The sequence below is a fragment of the Halocatena marina genome (genome assembly GCF_023276375.1).
Taxonomy (GTDB): domain Archaea; phylum Halobacteriota; class Halobacteria; order Halobacteriales; family Haloarculaceae; genus Halocatena; species Halocatena marina.
In genome coordinates this window covers 81081-107678 of sequence record NZ_JALLPK010000003.1, presented here as the reverse complement: position 1 = coordinate 107678, position 26598 = coordinate 81081, and the positions used below count along the sequence as shown (strand labels likewise).

Sequence of the window (26598 nt, the reverse complement as noted above, 5' to 3'; positions counted from 1 at the left end):
GATGCGGGACACATCCTAGGAATTTGGTCATTGAAGACCTACTGAAACGTCAGAGTACCCTTATCAAACCCCATTCGATCGTTATTCACAGTCGTGTTCCCACCGTCATTCAATCCATTGTTGGATGAGCTGATTGACGTTGTAGAAGACGATACCGACTGACACGAGGGTTGTAATGAAATAGATGATGAGTCCAGGAGGACCTCCAAGTGACGTACCAAGAATGCCTCCGACGAGTCCACCGAGTGTGAGTTCGACCCACGTTACGACGATTCGCGATGCAAGATGCGGTTTCATCCCGGATTGAGCTTGAGTAGTCATTCGTGCCTAATTGAGTGAGGTTGTTTGCTGATTATCCTTGAGAGTGGTCGAACCTGACCGTGGTGTGGATTCCGGAATTGTCTGTCGCTCATCCATAGGTTTCCTCGCCCTCGATTGGACCGCTGAACGCGGAATAGAGAATAGCGAAATAGACGAGCACCAGCGGGAGTAGCACACTCGCCATGATCGTCATAAGATTGAGCGGCAGCGTCGATATGATGGCATCGCGAATTGTCAGCTCAGCCGCTCGATCGATAAGCGGGAACATGAGTGCCGCGAGCAGTGCGACGAGCGCAAAGACGAGTCCGGCCGCGGTCGCGAAGGCTACATAATATCGTTGGTTGCGAGACGCGACGATGTAGCCGGCTGTCAGGCTCCCGGTCACGAGGACGAGGACGACTACGACTGGTGACTGGAATGAGGCACGCAGGCTTGGGGTGGTCACGTAGACGAGCCCCAGCGTGAGGCCCGTAAGGACAAGATAGCTGATCGCAGCTCGGATACCGTACGTCTGTGCGTCATCTCGGAGTGATCCCCGCGTCTTCAAGCCGAGGAATGCCGCGCCGTCGACGACAGTCAGTGCGACGACCGTTACCCCAGCGAGTAGTCCTTGTACTGTAACGAGTGTGGACAACCCGAGGAGCCAGTTCATCACGAACACGCCGAGTAGAAACGGCGTCGTCGTGCTCCCAACGATGAACGCGTAGCCCCAGAACCGCTGCCATTGGTTGTCGTCACGTTCTTCGTACATCTCCGGCGCGAGTCCCCGCAGCCCTAACGCGGCGAGGATCGCAAACATCAACAGATAATATCGGCTGAACAGATTCGCATACACGGCGGGGAAGGCGGCGAACAGTGCTCCACCGAAGACGACGAGCCAGACCTCATTGCCATCCCAGAACGGGCCCACAGCTGCGAGGAGTTGCTCTTTCTCGTGCTCGTCGTCACGGGTGGCGAAGAGAATCCCGACGCCGAAGTCGAAGCCATCGAGAAAGAGAAACATCCCGAAGATGAAAAACAGGAGTGCAAACCAGAGCTCTGGGAGCGGCAGTCCGAACAGCGGATCTGTGGCCAGCAATCCGATCTCAATCACTTGTGGTCACCTCCGGATCCGCTGATGGTGGCTCGGACGTACTCTCGAGGTCGTCACCCGCAGGTGGTCCTGCCCTGATGATGCGGCCGACGACGTAGGTGTACAGTCCAAGCAGCAGTGCATAGCCGGTGACGAACCCGAGGAGGGTGAACGTCGCTTCGCCACTCGTCAAGCCGGATGACACGCCGTCTGCGGTCTTCATGACGCCCTGGATGACCCACGGCTGGCGGCCAACCTCGGTGACGATCCACCCGACCTCGACGGCGACAAACCCGAGGAGTGACGATCCCATTAACGCTTTGTGGAGGAGGTCATCCTTGAACAGTTCCCCACGCCACCAGCGGTACGTGCCCCAGAACGCCAGCAGGATGAACCAGAACCCAAGCGCGACCATGATGCGAAACGCCCAGAAGACGATTGCGACTGGCGGGGCTTCCGTCGAGAACGATTCAAGTCCGCGTATCGTCGCCTGAGGTTCACCCCCGCTTGCGAGCCATGAGGCACCACCCGGAATACCGATCCCGAAGAGATCCTTGGTCTGGGGGTTCAGCAGATCATTCACATTTGTCGGGAATGCGACGATGTATTCGGGGACGTACGAATCGGTTTCCCAGACGGCTTCCATCGCGGCGAACTTCTGGGGCTGGGTTTCGTAGACGTGTCGAGCGTAGGCGTCCCCGTGCAGGACTTGGAGTGGCGCTGTGATGATTAACGCGACAAGCGCGATCTTGAGCGTTTTCTCCCAGAAACTGATGTGTTCGATGGAGTAGCCCCAGACATGATGCCGGAAGACATAGTAAGCGGCGACGCCAGCCATGAAGAGTGCAACCGACTCGACAGCTGAATTCTGCATGTGGACGAACATATAGGAGAATCGCGGATTGAAGTACGCCGCCAGTGGGTCAGTAAGTTTCACGACGCGGTTGCCATTTTCGACGACGATTTCGAACCCGCGAGGGGTCTGCATCCAAGAGTTTGCGATGAGGATCCAGACAGCCGAGAGCCACGTGCCGAGGCCGACAGCAATACTTGACAGGAAGTAAAGTCGGTCAGAGACACGGTCACGACCGAAGACGAAGATTCCGAGGAACGTCGCTTCAAGCATGAACGCCATCATCCCTTCAAGAGCGAGCGGGCCGCCGAAGAGCTCTCCGGCGGTTGTCGAAAAAGCCGCGAAGTTCGTCCCAAATTCGAACTCGAGGATCAGTCCGGTAACTGTACCGACGACAAAACTCACCGCGAAGATCCGCGTCCAGAACCGGCGCAGTTGCTCGTAGAGCGGTCGTTCCGTCCGGATCTCTTTCCACGTGAAGTAGATGAGGAAGGGCGCAAGCCCCATGCTCATCACGGGGAAGATGATGTGGACGATGGTGGTGATCGCAAACTGGAGTCGGCTCGCGATGACCGGATCAACCATCGACACCACCGCCGTACAACCCTCCGGTACCCCCCACCTGTGAGGTTGAAATGAGGGGTTTCCATCGCGGACCTGATGAGCATCGTCGTTCGGATTTACTTGGACGCCAGAACCGACGAGCGTAGGTGACTGACGTTGCCATCAGTAGATGATTGGACGGAGTGACAGTCAATCTGATGGCGGATTCCCATCGACCGGGATTCCGCCAAAGTGGTCTATCACTGAGTCCCCAAAACTTGGTTATGGAGCGTCGACAGATACTGAAGACCACTGGCTTTGCTGCAACCGCTTGGCTAACCGGATTCGCTGGGTGTAGTAGTTCGAATCCTGACGCAAGTGAGGAAACAGGTACACCATCGAACGAGGCCACGAACACGGTTCTGATGGTCACGGAAGGGAGCACCTATTACTTCGATCCGATTGGACTCTTCGTCGAATCTGGTGAAACAATTACGTTCGAGATCGACAACGGAAGCCACTCTGCGACAGCATACAAAAAGGGAACTGGAGGTGCATCAGTCACCCGCATTCCTGATGGCGCCAAATCATGGGACAGCGGAATTCTGAACAAGCAGGGAGCAACCTTCGAGCATACATTCAAGACGACAGGGACGTACGACTACTTCTGTATCCCTCACAAGAGCCTCGGCATGGTTGGTCGGATCGTCGTCGGCGAGCCTGGCGGCCCCGCCGAAGGCAGTATGCCGCCCGACGGAAAGGTCCCCGAGAGCCAGACCATCGTCGATCAGAAAGCGGTTTCGTACAGCAATTTCTCTGGATAACCACTTTGGTCACTACCCAATCGTTGATTGTCTTGATAGACATCACAATGCTTGCAGACTTCCCTTACACCTTTTTATCTAGTGTCTTACTTGTAGACCCGAGTGACGGGCGTCTCGTAATTGGCGAGCACACTGCCGATCGGTGTATCAAGCGGATCGTCACGAGCCCACACAACCGGCGTTTGCTCTCCACACTTCCAGTACTCCGTCTCCCACGTCAGTAACTTCTCCGTATCAACGGGTAAATCATCCGGAAGGGCAGATTCCATGCCAGTCTCCACCACACCCGTTACTATAATACCTACCACTAGTCAGACAAATCCGGTGTATGGTCCGTCACGTGTTCTCGGGAGAAACAGGTTTCCCGACGTATCCCGAGTGAAGCGTATCGTCTTCGCGCCAATACGCATAGAGGGAGGGACCGTGCCCTTCGCTCTTAGTGCAATGGCAACTCGGATCACTGAAAGTGGTATATCGCTTCTGGATCGTCTTTCCGGTTGTATCGTGCCCGCCCGGGACTGCTCACTCCGGCTCGGTACGCTGCTCGTTTACCACCTACTTGGCTTCCATCCGTCGTTCTCTCCCGTCGGTGTCTCGTCCAGTGTCTGTCCCCTGGTTGTTTCGAGAGACAGATGGATTCCCATTCGCAAAGACAATCTCGTCGCCATCCGCGTCGGACGTGAATCGCAGCTGGGGTATTAGGAACTATACTCGTTGCTGGCCGAGAAGACCGAGCAGTATGGCACTTCCTGATGTGCGAGGAAGTTCCAGACTGGCTATTCTCGACGTTCCTCTCGCACTTTCACAGTAAAATGTTCGGAGCCAAATATTCATCTACCTCCACATTCCGAACCGATATGCTCACAGCCACCGTACTGTGAAATATGATTCGCTTTGTCTCGCTACCAATCTACTCTGTGCAGTTCATTGAGAACCAAGCCAGCCGGGGAGGGAGGCTCGCCAATGATGGATAAATACCCACCGATTGAATCATATGGAATTATTGGGAACTTGGAGACCTGTGCGCTCGTTAATCCGGGTGGCGCAATCGAGTGGTATCCATTGCCGCACGTCGAATCACCAAGCGTCTTTGCAGCTATCCTCGACGCCAATCGAGGTGGTCATTTTCGAATCAGCCCAGTCAGAGCGTTCGAAACTGAACAAAGGTATCTTTTCCGAACGAACGTCTTGCAAACCGAGTTCAGAACCGACGATGGTACAGTTCAGATAACCGATTTCATGCCACCAACCGAGGACGAGATAGAGGAGCCATGTCGGGCTCTCTATCGCAAGATCAAATGCACTGACGGGACGGTCAATCTCAAGATCGACTTCGCTCCACGGCACAATTACGGGCTGGCGGACATGGAGGTGTCTTCTAACGATGCCGATATTATCTCAAGAGGTGGTGGCCAACAACTCACCCTCTCGAGCGAGATCGACCTCCAAACGGAAACTGATTCGATGAGTGCGACCGCAACCATTCAGCTCAACACGGACGAGAGCCGATGGCTCGTCCTGACGCATGGTGACGTTTCCTCACCAGGCGCCACAGGATGCGAGCAAGCACTTGAACGAACGATCTCGTACTGGCGAGAGTGGACGCACAACAACGATGAGACGCAGACATTCAACGGCGTTTTCGACAGTTCTTGGAACGATCTCGTCATCCGCTCGGCGCTCGTCCTCAAGCTACTGACGCACACCGAGACTGGCGCCATTGCGGCAGCTCCGACCACTTCTCTGCCCGAGGAGATCGGCGGCGTCCGGAACTGGGACTATCGCTATAGCTGGCCGCGTGATGCTGCTTTCACCGTACAAGCACTCACGCAAATGGGACATCTTCAGGAGGCAGGTGACTACTTCGAATGGTTCCTAGAGCTCTGTCGAATGCCACCTGGCGAAATTCAGCCATTATACGGACTTCACGGCGAGGTTGACCTTGAAGAACGCGAACTCGTTCTCGCAGTGGCGGTCGCCGTCCATCACGGCTGGGAACTCGGCGAGAATGATTGGCGTGCATACAGTGATATTGTTGATTACGTAACAGAGATTTGGGAGCAGCCTGATAGCGGTATTTGGGAGGTTCGAAGTCAGCCACGTCACTTCGTCCACTCGAAGATAATGTGCTGGACAGCACTTGACCGTGCTATCGCACTGGCCGAGCAGAGTGACTGGGACGCTCCACTTGACCGCTGGCGAAACGTCCGTGACCGCATTCGGACGACCATCCTTGACCGAGGATTCGACGAGGAACGGAATACGTTCACTCGTGCGTTCGACGGTGATGCACTTGATGCAACGGCACTACTGATTCCGATAGTTGGGTTTCTCCCCTTCGATGACGACCGCATCCAAGGGACGATTGCGGCCATTCGACGGGAACTCGAAACAGAGGAGGGGTTCGTCCGCCGCTACAACGGAGAGGATGGGCTGTCAGGTGACGAAGGCACATTCACACTCTGTTCATTCTGGCTTGTTGACGTGCTCGCACTCTCTGGGCAGGTCAGAGAGGCTCAGGAACACTTCGAGAACCTTCTCGAGTATGTCAGTCCACTCGGGCTGTTAGCTGAAGAGATCGACCTTGCAGATGATGACAGCATGCATCGGGGGAATTTCCCCCAAGCATTCAGTCACGTCGGAGTGATCAATAGTACACTCTATCTTGACTGGTTGAGTAATCCTGAAACGCCCGCTCCTGATCCAGTTGGAATCTGGTTGGGTGACGGAGTCGCCATTCCCGACTAACCAACCCTCATTCATCGTATAGCTTATCCGCGCGATAGTGTCATCCTGGACTGGTCGAGCGGCGGTTTCGAGTAGCAGAACGAGATGCTGTGGGAGCACTCCCTCGGGAATCCGCAACGAAAGTCGTGGGCTTGCGCCTCGATGCTATGTGACGGCTCCAACTGTAGACCTTGCCACCACTCGATACCCGAAATTTAGCGGCCGAGCATGAAGTCCCTTCGGTGAATTTCCAAGGAATGGGGAATCTGCCGCCGATTGATTTGCTTGACTAATGAAGTTCCACTGATGGCACCTTAAGGCGTCCCCAGTGATATCCATCTCGATGAGAGATATCAGCGAAGGAGACTGCTGTATCGATCCAACGTGGGCAAATTCTCTCACGGTCACGGGAGATTCGTCCAACTGTTAGTGAGAAGGTGATATCAGTGATTGATCCCGTGATCGAAAGTCGACTTCAGTTTGCGATCACCACCATCATCCACATCATCTTCCCCGTGATGAGCATGGGGCTTGCGCCCTTCCTCATCTACTTCACGTGGAAGGAGGTCCGGACGGCTGTTGGATAAGAGGTAGAGAAGATGATAGAAAAATTGCTCCAATTCATCCAATAGCTCTAGAATTATCTGTCTGATAGGATTTCAAAGCAGGATATCGCCACGCTCAAAGTCATGTAGGATTACATCGCCGAGATGATCGAACACAAGCACCGTCGGGTTCTCAAGAGAGAATTGTCCGACGACGTCTAAACTGTCTCGACAGACGAAGGTGGTACGAACAGTACGGTCTACATCCGCAAGAACACCTGTGGCGACGAGACGTGCCACTGCTTGACCGACGACGAACTCGACCGGCTGTGTCGATCGGCCGCCACGCATCGCGATGATCTTATTCTCCAACTTGGAGGCTACGTGGGGCTCAGAGCGTTCGAGATCCCATAAATCTGCCCGAAAAACGTCATGCCGTCTCCAACAGCGAAACAACGCAATCTGTTCGTTTGTATAGATTCGAGCCCACTCGGGCATGAGCAATCTACCTGCCTGACTTCAGACCACTAAGCAATACTCAATGTCGGTAGTGAACTTCGTCGTTGATTGTCGACCGAACCAGCGTATCTTCCGCCTTTTGTAGATGTTCAGTGACTGTACTCAATCCACACCCAAGTTCATCGGCGATATCTTGGTGCGTTGTTTTCCGTGGCTGTTCGTAATAGCCCATCATGAGCGCTGTTTCAATAATCTCCCGCTGCCGGTTCGTAAGCCTTGTCGCCTGATCCTCCGCCGCACAAGGGAATGGGCCGATTGCCGTCACGTGGACATCGATACCGTCCGATACCTCGTCGAACATTGCTTGGAGTGGAGCCGGCTTTCCGACGACATGCCCGTGCGAACGGTTACTCCGGTACACGAGCGGCCTACGCAGGATCATCCCTGCGCGGGCCACTGCTGTCACGATCGTGTTGAAGAACGGAATTGCAGACGGTCGAGCCTCGATGAGCGCGTACGAGGTCGCCGCATCAACATTCGTGAGTGTAACACTATCGAATCCCGCTGTGTCACGTGCAGCCCTCTGAAATTCAGTGGCGCCACCGTCTATCGCGTAAAGCAGTGTACTGATATCGTCCGCTACTAAATTCCAGTCGAGGACTCTCAGTTCAGTTACGGACTCAGACTCAGAAACGACATCGTAGACATGCGGAATCAGATCCGGATCGGGCGTGGCAGTGACTTGAATGTGTTTCATCGGGACCTCCAACGGGCATCATCTCTAGCGGAACATCACCCGATCATAAACCCCCCGATGATTACCCGCAGAAACAATTCCCATCTCTAACTCTATCCCGATGTATGACGTCCTCAGTTACACATCCAGACACTGTCATCCACGATGCCATCGTACTGACAGTCAACGATGAGCAGGATCTGTTCGAGAAGGGCACAGTTGTCATCGACGATGGACAGCTTATCGAGATTCGCCCATCGGTAGCCGGCGATGCAGATATCGACGCGGATCTCGTCATTGATGGAACGGGGAAGCTCGTCATGCCAGGGCTCGTTAATGTCCATACTCATCTCGAACTAACACCGTTTATCGGTGGCGTTAGTGAACTGGGGTTCGCCGAACTCTGGATCTATCTGTCCGCAGTCTATAGCCGCATTGGTGATGGTGACTTCGAGTATCTTATCGAAGCGGGCTATGAACTTGCTGCGTTAAACTTTCTCAACGGAGGTGTTACGATGATCAATTCGATGGATATGCGTCCGACACTTGGCGCTGAAGTCTTCGGTGAGGCTGGACTCCGTGCGTTTTTCGGCGCTCCCATCTCCGATCTGTTCTGGGATATCCCTCTCGACGAGCAGCTCACGCGTGCCCAGAAGTTCATTCATGACTATCACCGAACGTATGACGGTCGGATACGGGCGACGATATGCCCCCACGACGATTGGACGTGTACCCGTGAGCTATGGGAGCGGACTGCCGACTTCGCCGCGGAGTATCCCGACGTGCTGGTTCACACTCACCTACTCGAACTCGAAGAGAGCAACATGATGGCACGGGCGAATGGCGCTGCGGACTCACTCGACTTGCTCGATGACGTCGGATTACTCGACGACCGACTGATCGCCGCTCATTTCCGAATGGCGAGCGACGAAGACGTTCGGCGCATGTCGAAGGCAGATGCTTCGATTGCCCACTGTCCGTCGGTGTTTTGCTACTGGAATCCGGACCCAGATGCACAGTGGACTCCGGTTCTGGAACTCCGGGCAGCCAGCATCGATGTCGGTCTGGGAATCGACGATCACAACTGGCACGACTCATATAACTTCTTTGGGGAGGCTAGACAGGCCCGACTCGCAGCCAATCTCGAATGGGGGACAGGACAATTCACCTCGAAAGAGCTAGTTCGGATGCTCACTATTGAGGGGGCTCGTGCACTCAATGTCGGCGACGAGATCGGGAGTCTCGAAGCAGGCAAACGGGCAGACTTGATCGTGCTTGATCTGGGTACCCCCAAGTTTGTGCCGGTGAACAACGTCTTCGCTCACGTAGTGAATCAGACGAACCCTACTGACGTGGAAACGGCGTTCGTAGACGGAAACACCGTGATGCGTGGTGGGGATGTGAAGACGTTTCATCCCCCGGCAGTGGTTGATCGGGTCGAAGACGCTATGGAACAGTTCGAAGCGGACACTGGGTGGACGTTCAACATCGACGGAATCGAAACTCCCAGTACGCTTTCAGTGCTTCGCGATGTCCCGAAACGCGGTCCCATGAAAATGTTTGCTCAGCTCTTGCTCCAGTCGACCAAAGAGAAGCTGAGAATTTAAGACAATTTCATAACAGAGTTAAAAAATAACATGGTTTATATTTCTGGAAACTCCGATGATGAGCGAACGTCCTGATACAGAGCAGATGAACACGACGCTCTCCCAGCACTCATCGGCCTGCCGGACAGTAGTGTTCGCTAGTGCGTGGCTCATAAACTGGGACAATCTTGTGAAACAAGGTTCGTTGCTCAGTTAACTTTCTGGACTATGATTGTTCTCGGTGTCGGGCTATTTCTGGTACATTTAGGACGAACGCTCATGCGTGGTACATTGTTGATGAACTGCTGTTTTTGCGGTTCATGGCGATTGAACCGGGTCCGTATTTGATACTGTGACCAGTGACAACAGCCGAGTACCACAGACTGGCTTCCACTGACATCCGTATCAACAATCTCCGACAGAAGAGCGTGCGCAAAATAGTGGAAGAGAGCAGGAGCCCGTCTATATCTCCAGTCTATCGCCAGAATCACTTAAAGGACCACCAGCACCCAGTGACATTCTCGTCTGAATACCGACGACCCCTGTCTCAGTCCCGTTCTGCTTCATACTCCAATTTCACGTTTGGATAGAAACGTGAAATGGGGGATACGATGGATTCAACAGTTCGTAGCGAGTGCGTATTTCGGTCTGATCGATGTAGGGATAGAGTTGATCAGCCGTCTCCCACCCCTCGTCCCTCGATCATCGTGAGAGGAAGCACGGTAGCTAAAAATGTACGCGAATCTCATATGACGTGAAGTCTCGACCATGGAGAAAGTAACCATCAAAGATATCGAGCCACAGTCGTCACCGGACGAAAACATCCTAGATGGAGCGGTGGCAAATTCAATAGGCACTGCTCGTCCACTTTCAGAACCACTCAACACCACCGACCTGACAATCAACCACCGCACACTCAAACCTGGAGAGAGCTTCGCCCACTCGTCTCATCGACACATTAATCAGGAAGAAGTGTTCTACATCCAATCAGCATCCGTATTCGGTTAAGGAGATAAACCGCAAGCCGACAGCTATCTGAACTCGAACCAATGAGGAGAGAGTGGAATGAAACTCTCCTCAAATGCAGTTACGTCTTTGATGACTTCGTGGTTTCCATCTGGCATGATTGACGACCTCGCGCACGAGTTCGGGGTCGTCGTACGTAACCGAAAAACTTCACGCCGATATCGGTGCTGTAACCGTTTCGACACAGCATTCAGGCTCCAGAATCGGTTAGTTGAGGACGCTTTGTGAGGTATTGACATTCATTCATGCCTGTAATGATAATATCAATCATTTTCGAAGATGTGTGTCTCAATAGACATTGATCCCCTCACTAACTCCCTACCGGTGCGGATAATATCAAAATACTGTTAAATTGGCAGATCTAAATTTCACGGGGGCTGCGCATGACGAGTCCATCTAGTCAGCTTTAGGTTACAGGAATTATCGAATGGATTGCCAGAAATGTGTACTCGGAATTCGAGTGGCGGTGCATTAAACCCGAGTAGATGCATAGGTCCGGGAAATGGCACCGTCATTCCGCACATTGAATTCAACTCACGTGCTTCTCGTCGGAACGACTGAGTGGGTTTATCCTTTTTCCGAGGCCCTCAAAACGCACACGACTGCCTCGATTCAGATGGTTGCAACCACTGACGAGGCACTCTCAGTGCTTGATCGGCATTCAATAGACTGTGTTGTGAGCGAGTATGCTCTTGACGGGAGATCGGGTCTCGACTTGCTGCAGACAATTCGTACTGAAACGACGACGCTTCCTGTGATTCTCTGTACGGCATCGGGCAGTGAAGCGATTGCCAGTGATGCGACTTCAGCTGGCGTCACAGACTACATCGCCGTTACAACTCCACAGGAGGAGTTCTTCGATGACATCTTGACCCGTCTTACACACGCTGTGCGTACGTCTCGCCGAACCATCACCCAACGAGAGCGAGCACGACAGTTCGACGCCATCTTTCACGATACCCAAACGGCGACATGGGTACTCGGTCCGGATGGCTCGCTGCGGCGAGTAAATCAGACCGCACGCGAGATGATCGAGCCCGACACAGCAGCAGTCGTTGGTGAGCACTTCTGGACACTTTCTTGGTGGACGCAATCGAACGAAACACAAGCAGATGTCCGCCGGATCGTCGAACGGGCCATCGACGGTGACTTCACTCAGACAGTTATTACGCGGACGTTCGCAGAGGGAGAGTCACAAGCGATTGAACTCTCGGTTCGGCCTGTTCGAGATGAAACCGAGACAATCGTCTCCATCATAGTTGAAGGTGTAGATATCACCGAACGAGTCACGCTCGAGCGTGAGCTTCGCGAGTCCGAGAAGCTCCACCGTGTCACACTCAACAACATGACCGATACGGTCTTGATTACTGACGATACAGGCGAATTCACCTATGTCTGTCCGAATGTCCACTTCATTTTCGGCTATACAGCTGATGAGATTCACGACGTAGGGACGATTGATCACCTCCTCGGTGAGACGCTATTCGACCGTGATGAACTCGCAGCTGACGGTGTACTAAAGAACATTGAATGCACCGCTACAGACAAGGCGGGTCGGGAACATACCCTTCTTGTGAACGTTCGGGAAGTTTCCATTCAGGACGGGACGCTCCTCTACAGCTGCCGTGACATTACGAAGCGCAAGCAGCGCGAGGAGGCGTTGGCTGCGCTTCATAAAACAACTCGTGAACTTCTCTATGCCGAAACCAAACAAGAGATTAGTCAAGTGATCGTCGAGGACGCCGCGACCGTCCTCGATCTAGATGCGAGTGCTGTCTACCTCTACGAAGCTGATAAGAACGTCTTAGAGCCGGTCGCTTACTCGACCGGGATGACACGATTGAATGGCCCGCTCCCAACGTTCCATACCGACAGCGAGAGTCTCGTGGGTTACAGTTTCGTTGAGGATGAGGCTCGCTTTTTCGACGATGTACATGATTCTGATCGGCTCAAGAATCTCGCAACGGAGATTCGGAGCGGAGCATATATCCCACTCGGCGAGCACGGAGTGTTCATTGCTGCATCCGATATCGTCGGACAGTTCGACGCGGTTTTGCAGGAACTTACTGACCTGCTCGCGGCGACGGCCGAAGCCGCCCTTGATCGGGTGACTCGTGAAAGTCGGCTGCGGAAACAGGATCGCGAACTGCAGCAGCGAAATAGTCAACTCACTCAACTCAACCGGATTAATGAGATCATTCGCGAGATTGATCAGGCACTCGTGCAGGCAGAGACGCGTGACGAGATCGAGCACGCCGTCTGTGACCTGCTGACGACCAAGAATCGGTTCAGCTTTGCGTGGATAGGCATAACTGATCCGACCACCGAGACGGTACAGCCACGAGCCTGGGCTGGTGCTGAACAGGGCTACTTGGATAGCGTATCATTCCCCGTCGGAACAGAAGAGGCAGATCCGGCGGGGCGAACCGCAACCACCCAAGAGCTTACAAAAATTTCGAACGTGGCCGATCGGCTTCGCCAAGAACCGTGGCGAAAAAAAGCCCTCGAACGTGATTATCTCTCGGTTCTCAGCGTGCCGCTGGCCTACGATGAGTTCAAATACGGGCTACTGACAGTCTATGCGGGGACATCGGATGCGTTCGATGAGCGGTCGCAAGCTGTTCTGGCAGAACTGGGTGAGACGATTGCGTCGGCCACCAGTGCTGTTGAGCGAAAAAACGCGCTGTTGACGACCTCGAATACCCGGCTTGAATTCGAGGTCCACGACCCAACATTCGTGTTTGCTCGGCTTGCCCACCGTGCGGAATGTACTCTTACCTACCAAGGTGGCGTCCAACAGACCGCCAACGGTGGATATGTGTTCGTCTCTGTGACGGATGCTGCTGTTGAGACTGTTGTAGCCGCTGCACAGGAACTGGTAGCGATTGACGATGTTCATCCGATCAGTGAAGATGACGATGAAGCGATACTCCGGCTTCAACTCTCCCAGCCGTTCCTCGCGCTTGATTTGGCCGATCACGGGGCTGTCCTTCGACATAGCACAGCTGACGGTGAGACCGCGACATTCGTCATTGACGTCCCAAGCAGTGTCGACGTTCGCCATATCAATCAACTCCTCATTGAAACATTCGAGGATGTAGAACTTCGGTCGAAGCAAACGTTCGATCGTACCTCGTCCCGCACTCTCTATTCACAGTTTCTGGAACAGATAACTGACCGACAGCTCGAGGTAATCCAAACAGCTTACTATAGTGGATTCTTCGAATCACCACGCGAGAGGACAGGCGAAGAGGTTGCAGAGACGCTTGGGATTTCGCCACCAGCATTCTATCGGCACGTCCGAACGGTGCAACGAAAACTATTTTCGACCCTGTTTGACGAGATCGGCCTCCCTGCCGTCGCCACTTCTGGCTAAATAATTAATGGGATATTTGGAAATCATCGAGTTATATTGTTGGTTCATTTATTCTACAGAATAACACGTTTTCATGGGAAATATGAAGCAATGAATCGCTCAGCGGGAAGCATGTGGGATTGAATCCTCAATGTCGTGATGACAGGGGTTCTGTTCGTCACTGGTGGCCGGTTCGTTCTCTTCCTGTAGACGTAGACCCGCGTTTGCGCCCCTCGTACGTCTCTTACGGAGTTACCAGCATGTCTATTGACGTCTCTCATCACCTTCACGACGCATAAGTATAAGTGAACATTTCGAGATGCTACCTCATAGGGGTTAAATAACAAACGTCTAATCATGACCTATGTTGATTATTTAAGGGATATTATCATCCTTGAACAATTCATACCACTAAGCGACGATGAGAGATGTCGACTACGATCCAACCGCTGAAACGCCATATGAGTGCTTCAACTGTGGCACAATCGTGATTAAGGAATCGAATCCTGGACGATGCCCTGACTGTAGTAGTCCCATGCGAAACCGTAGTACACCAATCGAATAACCATGACTGCTAACTCACCGCACAACCCAACGACAGCCGTGGGCTCAGCTGACTCATCCGAGTTCGAATCAGCACTTGAAACAGCTCGTCGCCAGCTCACTCATGCAGCCAGTCAACTCGATATCGATTCGAATATCGTCGAACGGCTCAAATATCCCGCGAAAATTCACGAAGTCACTGTTCCTATCGAACGAGATGATGGCGCTGTTGATGTCTTCATCGGGTATCGTGCCCAACATGACAGCGTGCGCGGTCCCTACAAAGGCGGACTCAGATACCATCCCGATGTGACTCACGATGAATGTGTGGGCCTTGCGATGTGGATGACGTGGAAATGTGCCGTCATGGATCTCCCGTTCGGTGGAGCGAAAGGTGGCGTTGTCGTCAACCCGAAGAAGCTGAGTGCCGGAGAAAAGGAGCGACTCACTCGCCGGTTTACAGAGGAGATTCGCAGTGTCATCGGTCCGAATCGGGATGTCCCGGCACCAGATATGGGAACAGATGCCCAGACAATGGCATGGATCATGGACGCCTACAGTATGCAGGAAGACGAAACAACACCAGGCGTTGTTACTGGGAAGCCGCCGGCGGTCGGTGGCAGTGAAGGCCGTGAAGAAGCACCTGGACGGAGCGTTGCGATCGTCACGCGGCTCGTCTGTGAGTACTATGACCGCCAACTCGAGAAGACGACGGTCGCAATCCAGGGCTACGGGAGCGTTGGTGCGAATGCTGCCCGTCTACTCGACGAGTGGGGAGCGACAGTCGTCGCGATCAGCGACGTGAATGGAGCCATGTACGATCCAGCGGGTATCGATACAGCCGCAGTCCCCTCGCACGACGAAGAGCCGGAAGCCGTTACGAAGTACGCCAACAATGTCATTCCAAACGATGAGCTGCTCACGCTCGACGTTGACGTTCTCATTCCAGCCGCTCTTGGGAACGTGATTACAAAGGAGAATGCGGAGGCAATCGCGGCAGATTTCGTCGTCGAAGGTGCGAACGGCCCGACGACATCCACGGCTGATTCAATCCTCGCCGAGCGAGATATCACAGTGATTCCCGATATTCTTGCCAACGCTGGTGGTGTCACGGTGAGCTACTTCGAATGGCTTCAGGACATTAATCGTCGGGCGTGGTCGCTCGAACGGGTGAACGACGAACTCGAAGTGGAGATGCAGGCCGCATGGGATGCGGTTCGATCAGAGTTTGAACGGCGTGACATCACATGGCGTGATGCGGCGTATATCGTTGCACTCTCACGGATTGCCGAAGCTCACGAGGCGCGGGGGTTGTGGCCCTAACAGATGAACCATCCTCCGTTCAGGCGAACCCGGCAGCCATCCACCCCGCTTGAGCGAGGATTATTCCGAGTATTCCGACTGTCATCACTCGGCACCGTCGCTGTCGTAGTTTGGTTATTCGGATATCTGTTCATCGGATTTACACTCAACGTGGTTGGCATCTACGAACCTGAATTCGCAGTGATGGGCTTTACCGATCCCTTCTTTATCATATCGAGTTTCCTGGCGGGAGCGTTCATATGTTTGATGTCGGGGTCGCTCACACTACTCACTTTACTTGTTGATGTGAAGGATGCAAATGCGGAGATTGTCATATTGCTGAGTTTAATCGGATTCGGATTCGGGGCAGCCACGATGCGGGTCACTTTCGGGCCGGTCCAAGCATGTCTCGCTGGCCTAGGTGGGCCGTAGCGCAGAGATGAAGAAGACCAACGGTACGTTTGAGACATATCGACACTATGTCTGATAATCCATCGGAAACGGAAACCGATCAAGCTGACCAGACCGGAGAGGTCGAAACAGAACTCTCCCAGGATTTGAGTCTAGCCGATATCACTTCATCAGCGTCGGGGCAATGATTGGCGCAGGAGTATTCGCGCTGACCGGGTTTGCAGTTGGACTGGCCGGTCCTGCACTCCTCCTCGCGTTCGTTCTCAACGGGATTGTCGCGACCTTCATTGCCATCTCCTACGCCGAACTCGGGGCAGCGTTCCCCGAAGCAGGGGGCGGGTATCTCTGGGTGAAAGAAGCGCTGGTCAATCCGAACGGCTTCTACGCCGGATGGTTGAGTTGGTTCGCGCATGCCGTTGCTGCTTCACTGTACGCCGTGACCTTCGGTGTCTTCTTCATTGAATTTTTTGTCTTGGTAGTGTTCCCCGAGCAGTTTGCACACGACTTCGTGCTCTACGGGTTCATCACGCGGCACATGATTTAGAATGCGGTTGCTGTCATAATCATCTTCGCGTTCAGCTATATCCACTTTCGAGGCGCAGAAGAGACGGGGAAGGTAGCCATCGCCGTCACGTCGATCAAACTCATAATTCTCGGTCTCTTCGATATCTTCGGTGCGTTAACGACGGTCCAGCAGCCTAACTGGCCGGCGATATTCCTCGACCGCCCTGGATTCGCACCGGAGGGAATTATCGACATACTCGGCGCGATGGGCTTTACGATAATCGCATTCGAGGGCTACGAGATTATCGTTCAGTCCGGCGAAGAGGTCGTCAACCCTGGCGAAACAATCCCAAAGGCGGTATTCTATTTGCTCATAATTGTCATTCCTATCTACGTGTTTGTCGCATTCGCCGCTATTGATGGCGCTGATGTGACATCACAGGTCCTCTGGATTGCAGGTATCAACCAGCCACCGAATAAGATATTCGTCTGGCAACTCCTCGGCGAGCTCGGTGAGCTCGGGCTCATTCGGGCAGCTGGCCAATTCTTGCCCTACGGCGTTCCACTCCTCATAATCGCAGGATGTCCGCAACCACGAGCGCACTCAATGCCACGGTGTACTCATCGAGCCGTGTTTCATTCGCAATGGGGCGTGACCGTGCGCTTCCCGACAATTTCGATTCTATTCATTCTGAGAAGAAGACGCCATACTATGCACTCCTGTTCTCAACGATTCTCATCATTGCGATGGCCGTCCTGTTACCGATCGAAAGCGTCGCCGTGGCAGCCGATATCATGTTCATTCTGTTGTTCTTGCAAGTCAACTGGACGGTGATCAAGATTCGCCATACCCATCCAAACCTGCCGCAAACCTTCGAGATTCCGTATATGCCGTGGCCGCCGCTAATCGGGATGATCCTCCTCGTTTCCCTCATGCCGTTTCTCGTGTATGTCCTCGGTTTGGAAGCGGTCGGCCTCACTCCTCCTGGTTCAGGGAATGAGGGACTGTACGCGCTTGTCGTAACGGTCGTCTGGATGGCACTCGGAATAGTGGTCTACTACGGCTACTCGAAACAACAGGAAACCGTGCAGCTTGAAGAGGAGACACCGACGGTCGTTGCCGAACAGGCACCGTCGAATGCGGACCAACAGCTCGTTGTCCCTATCGCGAATCCCGAAAATGTGTCCCAGCTTATGCGAACCGCAGTCGATATCGTGGAGGATCGTAGTGGTGAAATCCTCGTGATGAACGTCATCACTGTACCACGACAGACACCCCTCTCTCAAGGACGTCAGTTCATCAGCGACGACTATGCCTAAGCCGAAGGTGGCTGTCCTCCGCCCTGACGACACGCGGATCGACGAAGCCGTCTGCTATCTTCGATCACTGGAAATGTCGCCAATCGCAGATCCAATGTTGTCCATTTCTCCAACAGGGCAGGCTCCACAGCAGGTAGAATGTTGCATCTTCACTAGTCCGACCGGGGTTGAACTCGCTGAGGAGCAGGGATGGTATCAAGATGGGACGACAGTATGTGCAGTAGGTCGCCAGACAGCAACTGTCTTACGAAATTGCGGCTATTCAGTCGACGTGATTCCTTCGACATTTACTTCCACTGGACTCGTCGAAGAGTTGGCAGACGAAGTTGAAGGAAATACGGTGGAGATTGCTCGCAGTGCACACGGAAGTGATGTACTGATTCGGGGGCCAGAAGAAGCTGGTGCATCTGTTCATGAAACGCATCTATATCGCTTGAAACGACCAGATACTGCCAGCCAGTCAGTTAAACTCGCCGTAGACAGTGAATTAGACGGCATACTGTTCACGTCACCGAAGACGGTCGAGCATTTTTTTGAGATCGCTACCGAACGTGACGCTCTCTCCCCGCTGCAATCCGAGCCAGAGGAGACGGTTATTGGTGCAATTGGGGCAGACAGAGCGTGCTGTCCGCAGACACGGAGGTTCTGTAGACATTATACCAGCCAGAGCAGATTTTAGGCGGCTGGCCGAGGATACAGTGAACCACATTCGAGAGATACAGCAGTAACTTCGCTTCGTCTCTAAGGATCCAGGGGACGAGATATTATAAACTCCTGACGGTGAACCAAGTCATTCCAATGATGAAAACACCGGTACCAGATACCAACAGTGTTCGTTGGTATCCGAACACCGTTGCAGCCCCGACACTGAGCGGCGGGCCGATCGTCGTGCCGAGTCTGAGAACGCTCGTCCGGATGCTCATGATACTCCCGCGAAACTCGTCTGGTGCTCGTTCGTTGAGTGCAGTATCCGTAATCGGTTCTGCGAGGCCCTGACCAAGGCCGAATAGTAAGAGTGCGCCAGCGACAATATAGATAGAGTCCGCGATGGCGACGGCGACGAGTCCGATCCCGTAACTCACGAATCCGAGCGCGATCGATTGGAAACTCGTGAACGATCGAAGCACGCGATCACCCTGCATCGCAGTCACTCCCATCGTAACCGCGGGTAATCCCACGAGCAGACCGATACCCGCTGAAGAGAGGTGATATTCGTTGGCGAGCAAGAACGGAACGGCGGTGAGTTGCGCACCATAGAGGATGATGAATATACCGAAGATTGCGAGATAGAGCACCACGAAGGGAGTCATCGGGGTGGGTCCAGTGAGGAACTCACGGATACTCGAATTCGAGTTGTTCTCGTCCCTTTGTGGTTCCTCGAGCAAGGCTATGCCGAGTACAGCGACGAGCAGCGCGAGGAGAAAACACGCGAAGGGAGCCGACCATGCGAGTGTAGCGAGCACACCGCCGAGTAGCGGATATCCGGCAGCACCTACCGCGAGAATCGCCGCGTTGGTTCCGATCAACATCCGCCGTTGCTCACCGGTGAAGAGATCCCCGAGGAGCGTAACCGTGAGCATCGTGATCGCACTACTCGCCGCTCCCTGAATCGCTCGCAGTGCGAGAATCAGGGTGAAATCAGAGATGAATATGATGCCACCTCCACTGAGTCCGAAGACAATGAGCGCCGGGATCAAAATCGGTTTTCGACCGATTCGGTCGGTCAGCAGCCCAATCGGGAGTGTGAAAACGATCCCAGGCAGTGTAAACACCGATAGCAAGAGACTGGCCTGTGCCTCCGAAATGCTCCACGCCTCCTGCACCGCCGGGAGTGCAGGACTGATGAGTGAGACACCCATGACAGCCACGAGTGTACTCGCAAAGATCACCGCTGCTGCCGGCGAGTTCCGGAGCTTCCGTATCCATTCCATTCGCTCTACTAGTCTCTCGGTGATTGCACCCTGTAAGTCATCCGCTACAGGATGGTGGTCGCACTGAATCAGTATCGGGGGGAAGATTTCACAATTTACTTAATGGTTCACTGGATTCAGAAGGGAAGCAGATCACACCGGCTTTGACTGCCGATTTTATCTCACTGTACTCCGATGCGTCGAATCTCACCACATGATTCACGACTAGCAGGGAACTCTGGCGTCTGTCTCGTCTTGATCCAACGAGACGAGTATCGTCGATAGGCTACGGCTGAGACCGAGATCGTGAACACTATCTGTACACCTTAAATGCCGATTTCCAACCAACTCCAGCCCGTCGAGTTGGCTTACGTGGGCGTCCGAAGTTGAGCTGTTAGGATACCACTCTGAGAACGAGTTTCCCCTGTACGTGCTCTGTTTCACCCACTTCGTGTGCGCGAGATGTATTTTCGAGCGGGATTTCAGCACTGATCGTGGGGCGCACTTCCCCAGCGTCAATCAGTTCGCTAATCGTGGTTAGGAGCGACGGCGTATTCGAACGTCCACTTACCACCGCCACATCGATATCGTGTTCGCCGGCGAGCGCTCCGGATGGTTGTCCGACGACCGAAACGAGAACTCCGTTCTCAGTGAGCACATCGACTGAACGCTCTTGGGTTTCACCCCCGATTGTATCTACCACGATATCGACGTCGTCAATCACTGCTTCGAAGCGCTCTTCGCGATAGTTCACGAACTCGTCGACTCCTAGATTTCGGAGATATTCTTCGCTGTACCCCGATGCCGTGGCGATTACATCTGCCCCCTTCCATTTCGCCAACTGGACTGCCATGTGTCCGACACCACCGGCTGCTCCGTGGATTAAGACCCGCTGGTCGGCCGTGCAATCAGCATACTCGAATAACGCTTGCCAGGCGGTCTGCGTGACGACCGGCACGCCAGCTGCCTCCCCATGGTCAAGCGATTCGGGCTTCGGAGCTAGTTGCTCAGTAGATGTTGCTGAATACTCCGCATAGGAGCCTAACTCCGGGAAGCCATTGACACCGAACACTGCATCACCGCTCTCAAATCCAGTGACTGACACGCCGACTTGCTCGACGACGCCCGAAACGTCCATACCGAGAATGAGCGGAAACGGATTCTCGGGTAGCATCGACACCATCGGCATTCCCTGACGAATCCGCCAGTCGACTGGATTGATGCCCGCTGCGTGAACCCGAACAAGAACTTCATCATCGAGAGGCTCCGGACGGGGCGCATCCTCGTACCTGAGGACATCCGGTGAACCGAATTCGTGCATACGAATAGCCTTCATTCTATCCGCCACTTGAAATCATTCCTCAGTAGGTAGATCTGAACTACAGATACTTAACCACTCCTTATCAGGACTACAGAATCTCAGAGAGTCAATTATCGGAGGGTGAGGGATCAAACTGATCCTGCGAACAATTTCAACAATGATTCAATGGGAGGCTTGGGGACCGCTACTGGAAACAGATACCTTGAGAACACCAGACTCGATCTTCATTGGCAGGATATGTTCGTCGTTGCCACCGATATCCAGGCAATCAGGGACCATGCTGCTTCGAACAGTTCTTGTCGAGAGGTTCCAAGCTAGGGATGTGAGACAACATCATCTAATCCTTAACCTCATTCGATAATGAGTAGACACGTTGGACAACGTACAATCGGTCGACGTCGATCGCGAACGGAGCCCACTGATGGCTCCGTCACGACTCGGCGGTTTCTGTACAGAGGCGTCCTCACCTATACAACAACCGAGAATCTTCGCGAACTAGACGGTCGCATCGAATATGCCGACGCGAAGGACGTACCGCTTTCTGATATTCTCGTCCCGGCGGCGAGTGGGATGTTATTACTTGGTAGTGTTGGGGTTATGCTCTGGTGCGCGCCGTGCCTCACAGCCACGGTAATCGTTGTGTTGTTCTTCGGTATCACACCCACGATGCACGATTTCTGGAATCATCGCTGACGAGGATGCGTAGCCAGCGAGCAGCCATACACTTCGTTTCTGCTACGACAACCAACGTCATCACTCCCCGAAAGATAGGATAACTGATAGGATTTGTCGCCGACCAAACGATACACTACTCGACGTTCCAAACAAGTACTTTATCCGCAAAGACTACGATACAACTGTGACTACTCCCAAATTTGACGAGTTTGGTCGCGACGCACATATGCGCGAGACCTTCGAGCTCGCGCGTGAGGCTGCCGCTCGTGGCGATGAACCGTTCGGTTCCGTGCTCGTCCGCGACGATACAGTCATCATGAGCGATTCGAACCACGAGATCACGGACGACGATATCCGGCGCCACCCCGAACTCCATCTCGCGTACCGCGCGTGCTGAGAATACGACGCCGATGAGCGGTCTACGATGGTCATGTATACGAGCACTGAACCCTGCCCGATGTGTGCTGGCGGGATGACGACAGTTGGGTTCGGACGCGTCGTCTACAGTGTTGAAACTGATGAAATCGCGGCGTTCACAGGAAACGAGCCAACGGTCCGTTCCGCGGATATCCTAGATGGCATCAGCGACGTTGTCGGACCCATTTTGAACAATGAAGGCCGCCAGATTCACCAGGAGTTCGACTGGTGACTCCTCCGAACGCCAATTTGCCGATCCGTGAGGTGTTATAGAAGAATTCACACACCGCTATGCGCCGTCCAATGAATGATTAGTATAGGGAAAGCAGTGACCGAAGCCCAATCCAACTGTTACAGAGCAATCTAACCGGTATCTCTAACTCCTAGACTAATAATTATCCCGGTATGGGCTCTCGAAACTATCTGAGCACGTTAGAGGCAATCGGTGAAACACCGATGGTTGATCTTCCATCACTTCGTCCCAAAGAAGGGGCATCGATTTCGGTGAAATGGGAGGGAGCCAATCCTACGGGAAGTCTCAAAGACCGGATGGCACTTGCCATAGTCAAGGCTGCCCGGAAGCGGGGAGACATTGAGCCAGGTGATCCCGTCGTTGAGTTCACCGGTGGAAGCACCGGTACGAGTCTCGCATTCGTCTGTGCCGTTCTCGGACATCCGTTTCACGTCGTCACAGCAGACTGCGTCGCAGACGAGAAGATTGCCTCGATGCGCGCGCTTGGAGCACAGGTCAACCTCGTCGAAACACCCGATGGAACCGCACACGATGGACTGTTCGACGACCTCCGTGAAGAAGCACTGAGGGTCCGTGACCAGACTGGCGCTTACTTCACTAACCAGTTCGAGAACCATGACCAGCTCGACGGGTACGAGGCATTCGGGAACGAGATTCTCAATCAGCGGCACGATGTCGATGAGTTCGTTATGATCGTCGGTACTGGTGGTTGTGCGATGGGTACTGCGCGAGCACTTCGTGGCGCCGATGCCAATGTTCGAATCTCCGTCGTCGAGCCTGCGGAGTCTCCAGTCCTCACAGAGGGAACGACTGGTGAACACAGTGTACAGGGGACGGCAATTGTCGGGTCACCACCGCTGGTTGACGACGACGCCTACGATCGGGTGTACACAATCCCGAATGAGGACGGCATCAAGTGTGTCCGCGAGATAGCGCAGGAAGAGGGAATACTCGTTGGAACGAGTACTGGGATGAACGTTACAGCTGCCCAGCAAATCGCCGCCAATCGTGATCCAGATGCCACTGTCGTTACAGTCGCCTGCGATACCGGGCTCAAGTATCTCTCCGGCGGACTGTACGAAGGACTCGAAGAGTCGACGTTCTGTCTCTGTTGAATCGAGGCGGTTTTCGAAACTCACTGTCGTTATCTGGAATTTATATTGATACAATCTACTAACATATTAAATATTATGATTATCGGTCGGTCTTTACTCAGATCTACTGAGAGGGCGGTTCACCGGAACGTGGATGAAATCACTCCCTGCGGAGAGTTTATGACACACTTGAGCCGTGTTGTTAGTGCCCTCCAGAGACGAGTTGGAGGCCGATGATTCCGAAGACGATTACGGATGAGGAGGAGGCGGACACTCGTCGCAGGTTCGTCGAATAGGACGATACCGAGCGAAGCGGTTCTGACAGTGCCGATCTCCGTCCAGACAGCATACGCGGTCCCGATCGGCAGGTCTTGTATCACTTTGGTGAGTAACACCATACTGATGACGAGCGCGATGACTGTGCCCACTGTCAGGATCGGTTTTGAGAGACCGTCAGAATATTCCAAGACGACCGACCAAGCTATCTCGAACAGACCAGCGACGAAGAGAACGAGCCACGACATTCCCTTATTTTTTGCTCACAAATCGGACTAAGATTTTCGATATCGAGGAACAGTTCTCAATGTGACACCTGCTGGACGAGTAATTTCTATTTGGCTTGCACTCTGACAGCAGTGCATCAATCCGCTGGTATAGTCGATGTCGGTCATCCTGGCTGTTGAACGGCCTCGACAGCATAGGCCGATCGTATCCTCGACTCTCGTCTTATCACAGAAGCCCCACTAGATTGAAGCACAGGCGTCCACCGGGGGATTGACTACTCTGGGCGTCGAACGGCCAAGACAGAGATCATGACCACGACCGACCTCCTCGAGGATACGTACGTCGCAGCGTTGCAGCACGATCTCGTAGACATTCCCACGGAGGCCACGCTCGTGGGGGTAGTTCGACGGCCAACCGGCTGGTTCAGAACAACGATCGACGAGAACTACCCCGCACTTGGCCCCCCGCCAGATCTTCTCGATGAGTTCAAACAGCGTCACGAGGATTTCAAGATGCAAGGACTATGTGACGAAGGGGCCCATAATGCTGCCTGGGACGAGGTCGAATTCGAGGACCGGTACCGATCACATCTCACCGAAACTGCGGATGCTCAAGACGCAGTCGCTGAACTCACCGATCGACTTCGTAACGAGGAGCATCTCATCCTAGTCTGTTTCGAGAACACCACTCAGAAACGATGTCATCGAACGCTTCTCCGAGAATACCTCACTGACTAGCTGTAGTCGGTAGGTCATCGTGGGCGTACCACCGTTCGAGTTGCTCTATCCGATTACCGGAACGATTTGAGACTTCCTCGACGACGAATGAGTACCGACGAGGTTGACGCGATGTATCATGCATAGTTCAAAGCTGTCGTGCTTCAGGTGACGCTCTGGAGCTTCCCTCTACGTACACGACGGAGATTGGTAAGTGGATTTCAGCAGCGGCTTCAGAGACCACCGTGAAAAGAGAATATGACACAAGATCGAAACGACAGCCCCCGTCCCGACTGTACGATCGCGCACTCGAGTCGTTGGTCGGCGGTGTCGGTTCACCGGTGCGCGCTGATCCACAGCCAACGTGAGCATCTGTTGCTCACGGTGAAGGCGGCGACATCGTCGATACCGGCGGTAATCGGTACTGTGACTACATCAGGGGGTACGGACCACTATCCTTCGTTCTCGACTGGCTCTTACATACCGCCTCTTCCACCAATCTTCAGGATAGTACACTAACCCAGAAGGCTATCGTTAAAGTAGCCGAATCAAGTATCCTCGCTATGGATAGTCTTACTAGCTACCGGTTGAATACCAATCCCGATGGCGAAAAGGTGTAGTTCGTGGACGAACGGGAACGGCGATTTGTGACTGTTGGTGTCCTGCTCGGAATATTCCTCGCTGCCGTCGACGGGACCGTCGTGACAACCGCGATGCCAACAGTCGTCCCCTCACTCGATGGGCTCGAACTCTATTCGTGGGTCTTCACCACCTACATGCTCTTCGCAGCAGTGACGATGCCGCTGTTCGGTCGCCTTGCCGACGCCTACAGCAGGAAGCGGCTCTTTTACGTTGGGATATTCACATTTGTGGCCGGTAGCGTCCTCTCGGGAGCCGCCGGGAGTATGACCGAACTCACCGCCTTCCGTGCAGTACAGGGGATCGGCGGCGGCGCGATGCTCGCGCTTCCATACACTATCCTCGGCGTGATCTACCCGCCAGAGCGGCGTGGCCAAGCAATCGGATTGGGGAGTTCAATCTAGGGAATAGCGAGCGTACTCGGGCCACCCCTCGGCTACGTAATCGTCACCACAGTCGGCTGGCGATGGGTGTTTTACGTGAATGTTCCGATTGGGATCATCGCGGTAGCGTTCATCGCAACCACCCTCGAAGAATGACGGTCGAAGCCGACGGACACATCGATTACGCTGGCGCACTTGCCATCGCAATTGGCGTCGGCACACTACTATTCGGTCTCGAGTTGCTAAACCCACCCCGTTATTGCTGGCGTCGCTATGGCAGCCAGTATCGTCGCCCTCATCGGATTTTGCGTAGCCGAGCGCCGTACGAGCGAACCGATCATTCCGCTTTCGTTGTTCGGTGATCGGGTGTTCGTCGCAACCATCACTGCCGGGTTCCTCACGAGCTCCGTCGTGTTCGCCGAGCTGACGTACATCCCACTGTTCGTCCAGAGCATCCACGGTGGCGCGAACAGTTCAGCGATCGCCGTCGTTCCGATTTCGATCGGATGGTCCGGAATGAGTTTCCTCTCGGGACGAGCCACCGAGCGAGTTGGTTAAC

The 26598-nt window shown here is 53.9% G+C and carries 21 protein-coding genes and 6 pseudogenes; 18 read left to right on the top strand and 9 right to left on the bottom strand.

Features of this window, described 5'->3' with window-relative positions; all coding sequences use genetic code 11:
• Window positions 1-105: 105 nt before the first annotated feature.
• The 3 genes from MW898_RS21315 to MW898_RS21305 form a co-directional block, all read right to left on the bottom strand.
• The gene (locus MW898_RS21315; RefSeq protein ID WP_248910317.1) at window positions 106-321 is read right to left on the bottom strand and encodes a hypothetical protein; all 216 of its coding nucleotides are present in this window, start codon (window positions 319-321) and stop codon (window positions 106-108) included.
• Between the two features lie 88 nt (window positions 322-409).
• Entirely contained in the window at window positions 410-1414 is a 1005-nt protein-coding gene (gene cydB, locus MW898_RS21310; RefSeq protein ID WP_248910316.1) for a cytochrome d ubiquinol oxidase subunit II, read from the bottom strand.
• Window positions 1407-2831, bottom strand: a complete 1425-nt coding sequence (locus tag MW898_RS21305) for a cytochrome ubiquinol oxidase subunit I (protein ID WP_248910315.1) — start codon at window positions 2829-2831, stop codon at window positions 1407-1409. Before MW898_RS21305 ends, cydB begins: the two co-directional genes overlap by 8 nt.
• Before the next feature lie 242 nt (window positions 2832-3073).
• Between MW898_RS21305 and MW898_RS21300 the strand changes: the two genes are divergently transcribed.
• A complete protein-coding gene (locus tag MW898_RS21300) occupies window positions 3074-3613 on the top strand; it encodes a plastocyanin/azurin family copper-binding protein (RefSeq protein ID WP_248910314.1) in 540 nt (179 codons plus the stop codon).
• 86 nt (window positions 3614-3699) lie between these two features.
• Here the strand turns inward: MW898_RS21300 and MW898_RS21295 are convergent, their stop codons facing one another.
• Window positions 3700-3882, bottom strand: a complete 183-nt coding sequence (locus MW898_RS21295; RefSeq protein WP_248910313.1) for a hypothetical protein — start codon at window positions 3880-3882, stop codon at window positions 3700-3702.
• Window positions 3883-3949: 67 nt separating this feature from the next.
• Window positions 3950-4099 (bottom strand): DUF6788 family protein, encoded by a 150-nt coding sequence (locus tag MW898_RS26570; RefSeq protein ID WP_507237222.1) that lies wholly within the window; start codon window positions 4097-4099, stop codon window positions 3950-3952.
• A gap of 477 nt (window positions 4100-4576) precedes the next feature.
• On the opposite strand from MW898_RS26570, the gene MW898_RS21290 reads away from it, so the two are divergent.
• The 3 genes and pseudogenes from MW898_RS21290 to MW898_RS26280 all read left to right on the top strand — a co-directional run.
• Window positions 4577-6361 (top strand): glycoside hydrolase family 15 protein, encoded by a 1785-nt coding sequence (locus MW898_RS21290; protein WP_248910312.1) that lies wholly within the window; start codon window positions 4577-4579, stop codon window positions 6359-6361.
• Window positions 6362-6786: 425 nt separating this feature from the next.
• Window positions 6787-6915, top strand: a pseudogene (locus tag MW898_RS21285) (cytochrome ubiquinol oxidase subunit I); the annotation flags it as partial.
• Between the two features lie 234 nt (window positions 6916-7149).
• Window positions 7150-7296 (top strand): annotated as a pseudogene (locus MW898_RS26280) (site-specific integrase); the annotation flags it as partial.
• A 127-nt stretch (window positions 7297-7423) separates the two neighbouring features.
• Here the strand turns inward: MW898_RS26280 and MW898_RS21275 are convergent.
• Entirely contained in the window at window positions 7424-8101 is a 678-nt protein-coding gene (locus MW898_RS21275) for a helix-turn-helix domain-containing protein (protein ID WP_248910310.1), read from the bottom strand.
• Between the two features lie 104 nt (window positions 8102-8205).
• Here MW898_RS21275 and MW898_RS21270 point away from each other — a divergent pair, with 104 nt between their 5' ends.
• The 8 genes and pseudogenes from MW898_RS21270 (at window position 8206) to MW898_RS21230 (ending at window position 18806) form a co-directional block, all read left to right on the top strand.
• Window positions 8206-9687, top strand: a complete 1482-nt coding sequence (locus MW898_RS21270) for an amidohydrolase family protein (RefSeq protein WP_248910309.1) — start codon at window positions 8206-8208, stop codon at window positions 9685-9687.
• Window positions 9688-9745: 58 nt separating this feature from the next.
• Entirely contained in the window at window positions 9746-9883 is a 138-nt protein-coding gene (locus MW898_RS21265) for a hypothetical protein (protein ID WP_248910308.1), read from the top strand.
• A gap of 551 nt (window positions 9884-10434) precedes the next feature.
• Entirely contained in the window at window positions 10435-10674 is a 240-nt protein-coding gene (locus tag MW898_RS21260) for a cupin domain-containing protein (protein ID WP_248910307.1), read from the top strand.
• A gap of 520 nt (window positions 10675-11194) precedes the next feature.
• Window positions 11195-14068: a bacterio-opsin activator domain-containing protein gene (locus MW898_RS21255; protein WP_248910306.1), complete on the top strand. Its 2874-nt coding sequence runs from the start codon at window positions 11195-11197 to the stop codon at window positions 14066-14068.
• Between the two features lie 400 nt (window positions 14069-14468).
• A complete protein-coding gene (locus tag MW898_RS21250; protein ID WP_248910305.1) occupies window positions 14469-14612 on the top strand; it encodes a rubrerythrin-like domain-containing protein in 144 nt (47 codons plus the stop codon).
• Window positions 14613-14614: 2 nt separating this feature from the next.
• Window positions 14615-15913, top strand: a complete 1299-nt coding sequence (gene gdhB, locus MW898_RS21245) for a glutamate dehydrogenase GdhB (protein ID WP_248910304.1) — start codon at window positions 14615-14617, stop codon at window positions 15911-15913.
• Between the two features lie 458 nt (window positions 15914-16371).
• Window positions 16372-18115 (top strand): annotated as a pseudogene (locus MW898_RS26275) (amino acid permease); the annotation flags it as partial.
• A gap of 4 nt (window positions 18116-18119) precedes the next feature.
• Window positions 18120-18806: a uroporphyrinogen-III synthase gene (locus MW898_RS21230; protein WP_248910302.1), complete on the top strand. Its 687-nt coding sequence runs from the start codon at window positions 18120-18122 to the stop codon at window positions 18804-18806.
• Window positions 18807-18891: 85 nt separating this feature from the next.
• On the opposite strand, the gene MW898_RS21225 is transcribed toward MW898_RS21230, so the two are convergent.
• Complete coding sequence (locus MW898_RS21225) at window positions 18892-20058, bottom strand: MFS transporter (protein WP_248910301.1); 1167 nt, start codon at window positions 20056-20058, stop codon at window positions 18892-18894.
• A 373-nt stretch (window positions 20059-20431) separates the two neighbouring features.
• Complete coding sequence (locus MW898_RS21220; protein ID WP_248910300.1) at window positions 20432-21358, bottom strand: NADP-dependent oxidoreductase; 927 nt, start codon at window positions 21356-21358, stop codon at window positions 20432-20434.
• 360 nt (window positions 21359-21718) lie between these two features.
• Between MW898_RS21220 and MW898_RS21215 the strand changes: the two genes are divergently transcribed.
• From MW898_RS21215 to MW898_RS21200, 3 genes and pseudogenes are all read left to right on the top strand, one after another.
• Window positions 21719-22051, top strand: a complete 333-nt coding sequence (locus tag MW898_RS21215) for a DoxX family protein (RefSeq protein ID WP_248910299.1) — start codon at window positions 21719-21721, stop codon at window positions 22049-22051.
• A 208-nt stretch (window positions 22052-22259) separates the two neighbouring features.
• Window positions 22260-22682: pseudogene (locus MW898_RS26270) on the top strand (nucleoside deaminase).
• 173 nt (window positions 22683-22855) lie between these two features.
• On the top strand, window positions 22856-23818 hold the full coding sequence (locus tag MW898_RS21200) for a PLP-dependent cysteine synthase family protein (protein ID WP_248910296.1): 963 nt from the start codon (window positions 22856-22858) through the stop codon (window positions 23816-23818).
• Between the two features lie 181 nt (window positions 23819-23999).
• Here the strand turns inward: MW898_RS21200 and MW898_RS21195 are convergent.
• Window positions 24000-24321: pseudogene (locus tag MW898_RS21195) on the bottom strand (DMT family transporter).
• Between the two features lie 288 nt (window positions 24322-24609).
• Here MW898_RS21195 and MW898_RS21190 point away from each other — a divergent pair.
• The 3 genes and pseudogenes from MW898_RS21190 to MW898_RS21180 all read left to right on the top strand — a co-directional run bounded on the left by MW898_RS21190 (window position 24610) and on the right by MW898_RS21180 (window position 26597).
• Window positions 24610-25038 carry a DUF488 domain-containing protein gene (locus tag MW898_RS21190; RefSeq protein ID WP_248910295.1) on the top strand — a complete coding sequence of 143 codons (429 nt, stop codon included), beginning with the start codon at window positions 24610-24612 and terminating at the stop codon, window positions 25036-25038.
• Window positions 25039-25640: 602 nt separating this feature from the next.
• A pseudogene (locus tag MW898_RS21185) lies at window positions 25641-26195 on the top strand (MFS transporter).
• 117 nt (window positions 26196-26312) lie between these two features.
• Complete coding sequence (locus MW898_RS21180) at window positions 26313-26597, top strand: MFS transporter (RefSeq protein ID WP_248910294.1); 285 nt, start codon at window positions 26313-26315, stop codon at window positions 26595-26597.
• Window position 26598 lies beyond the last annotated feature (1 nt).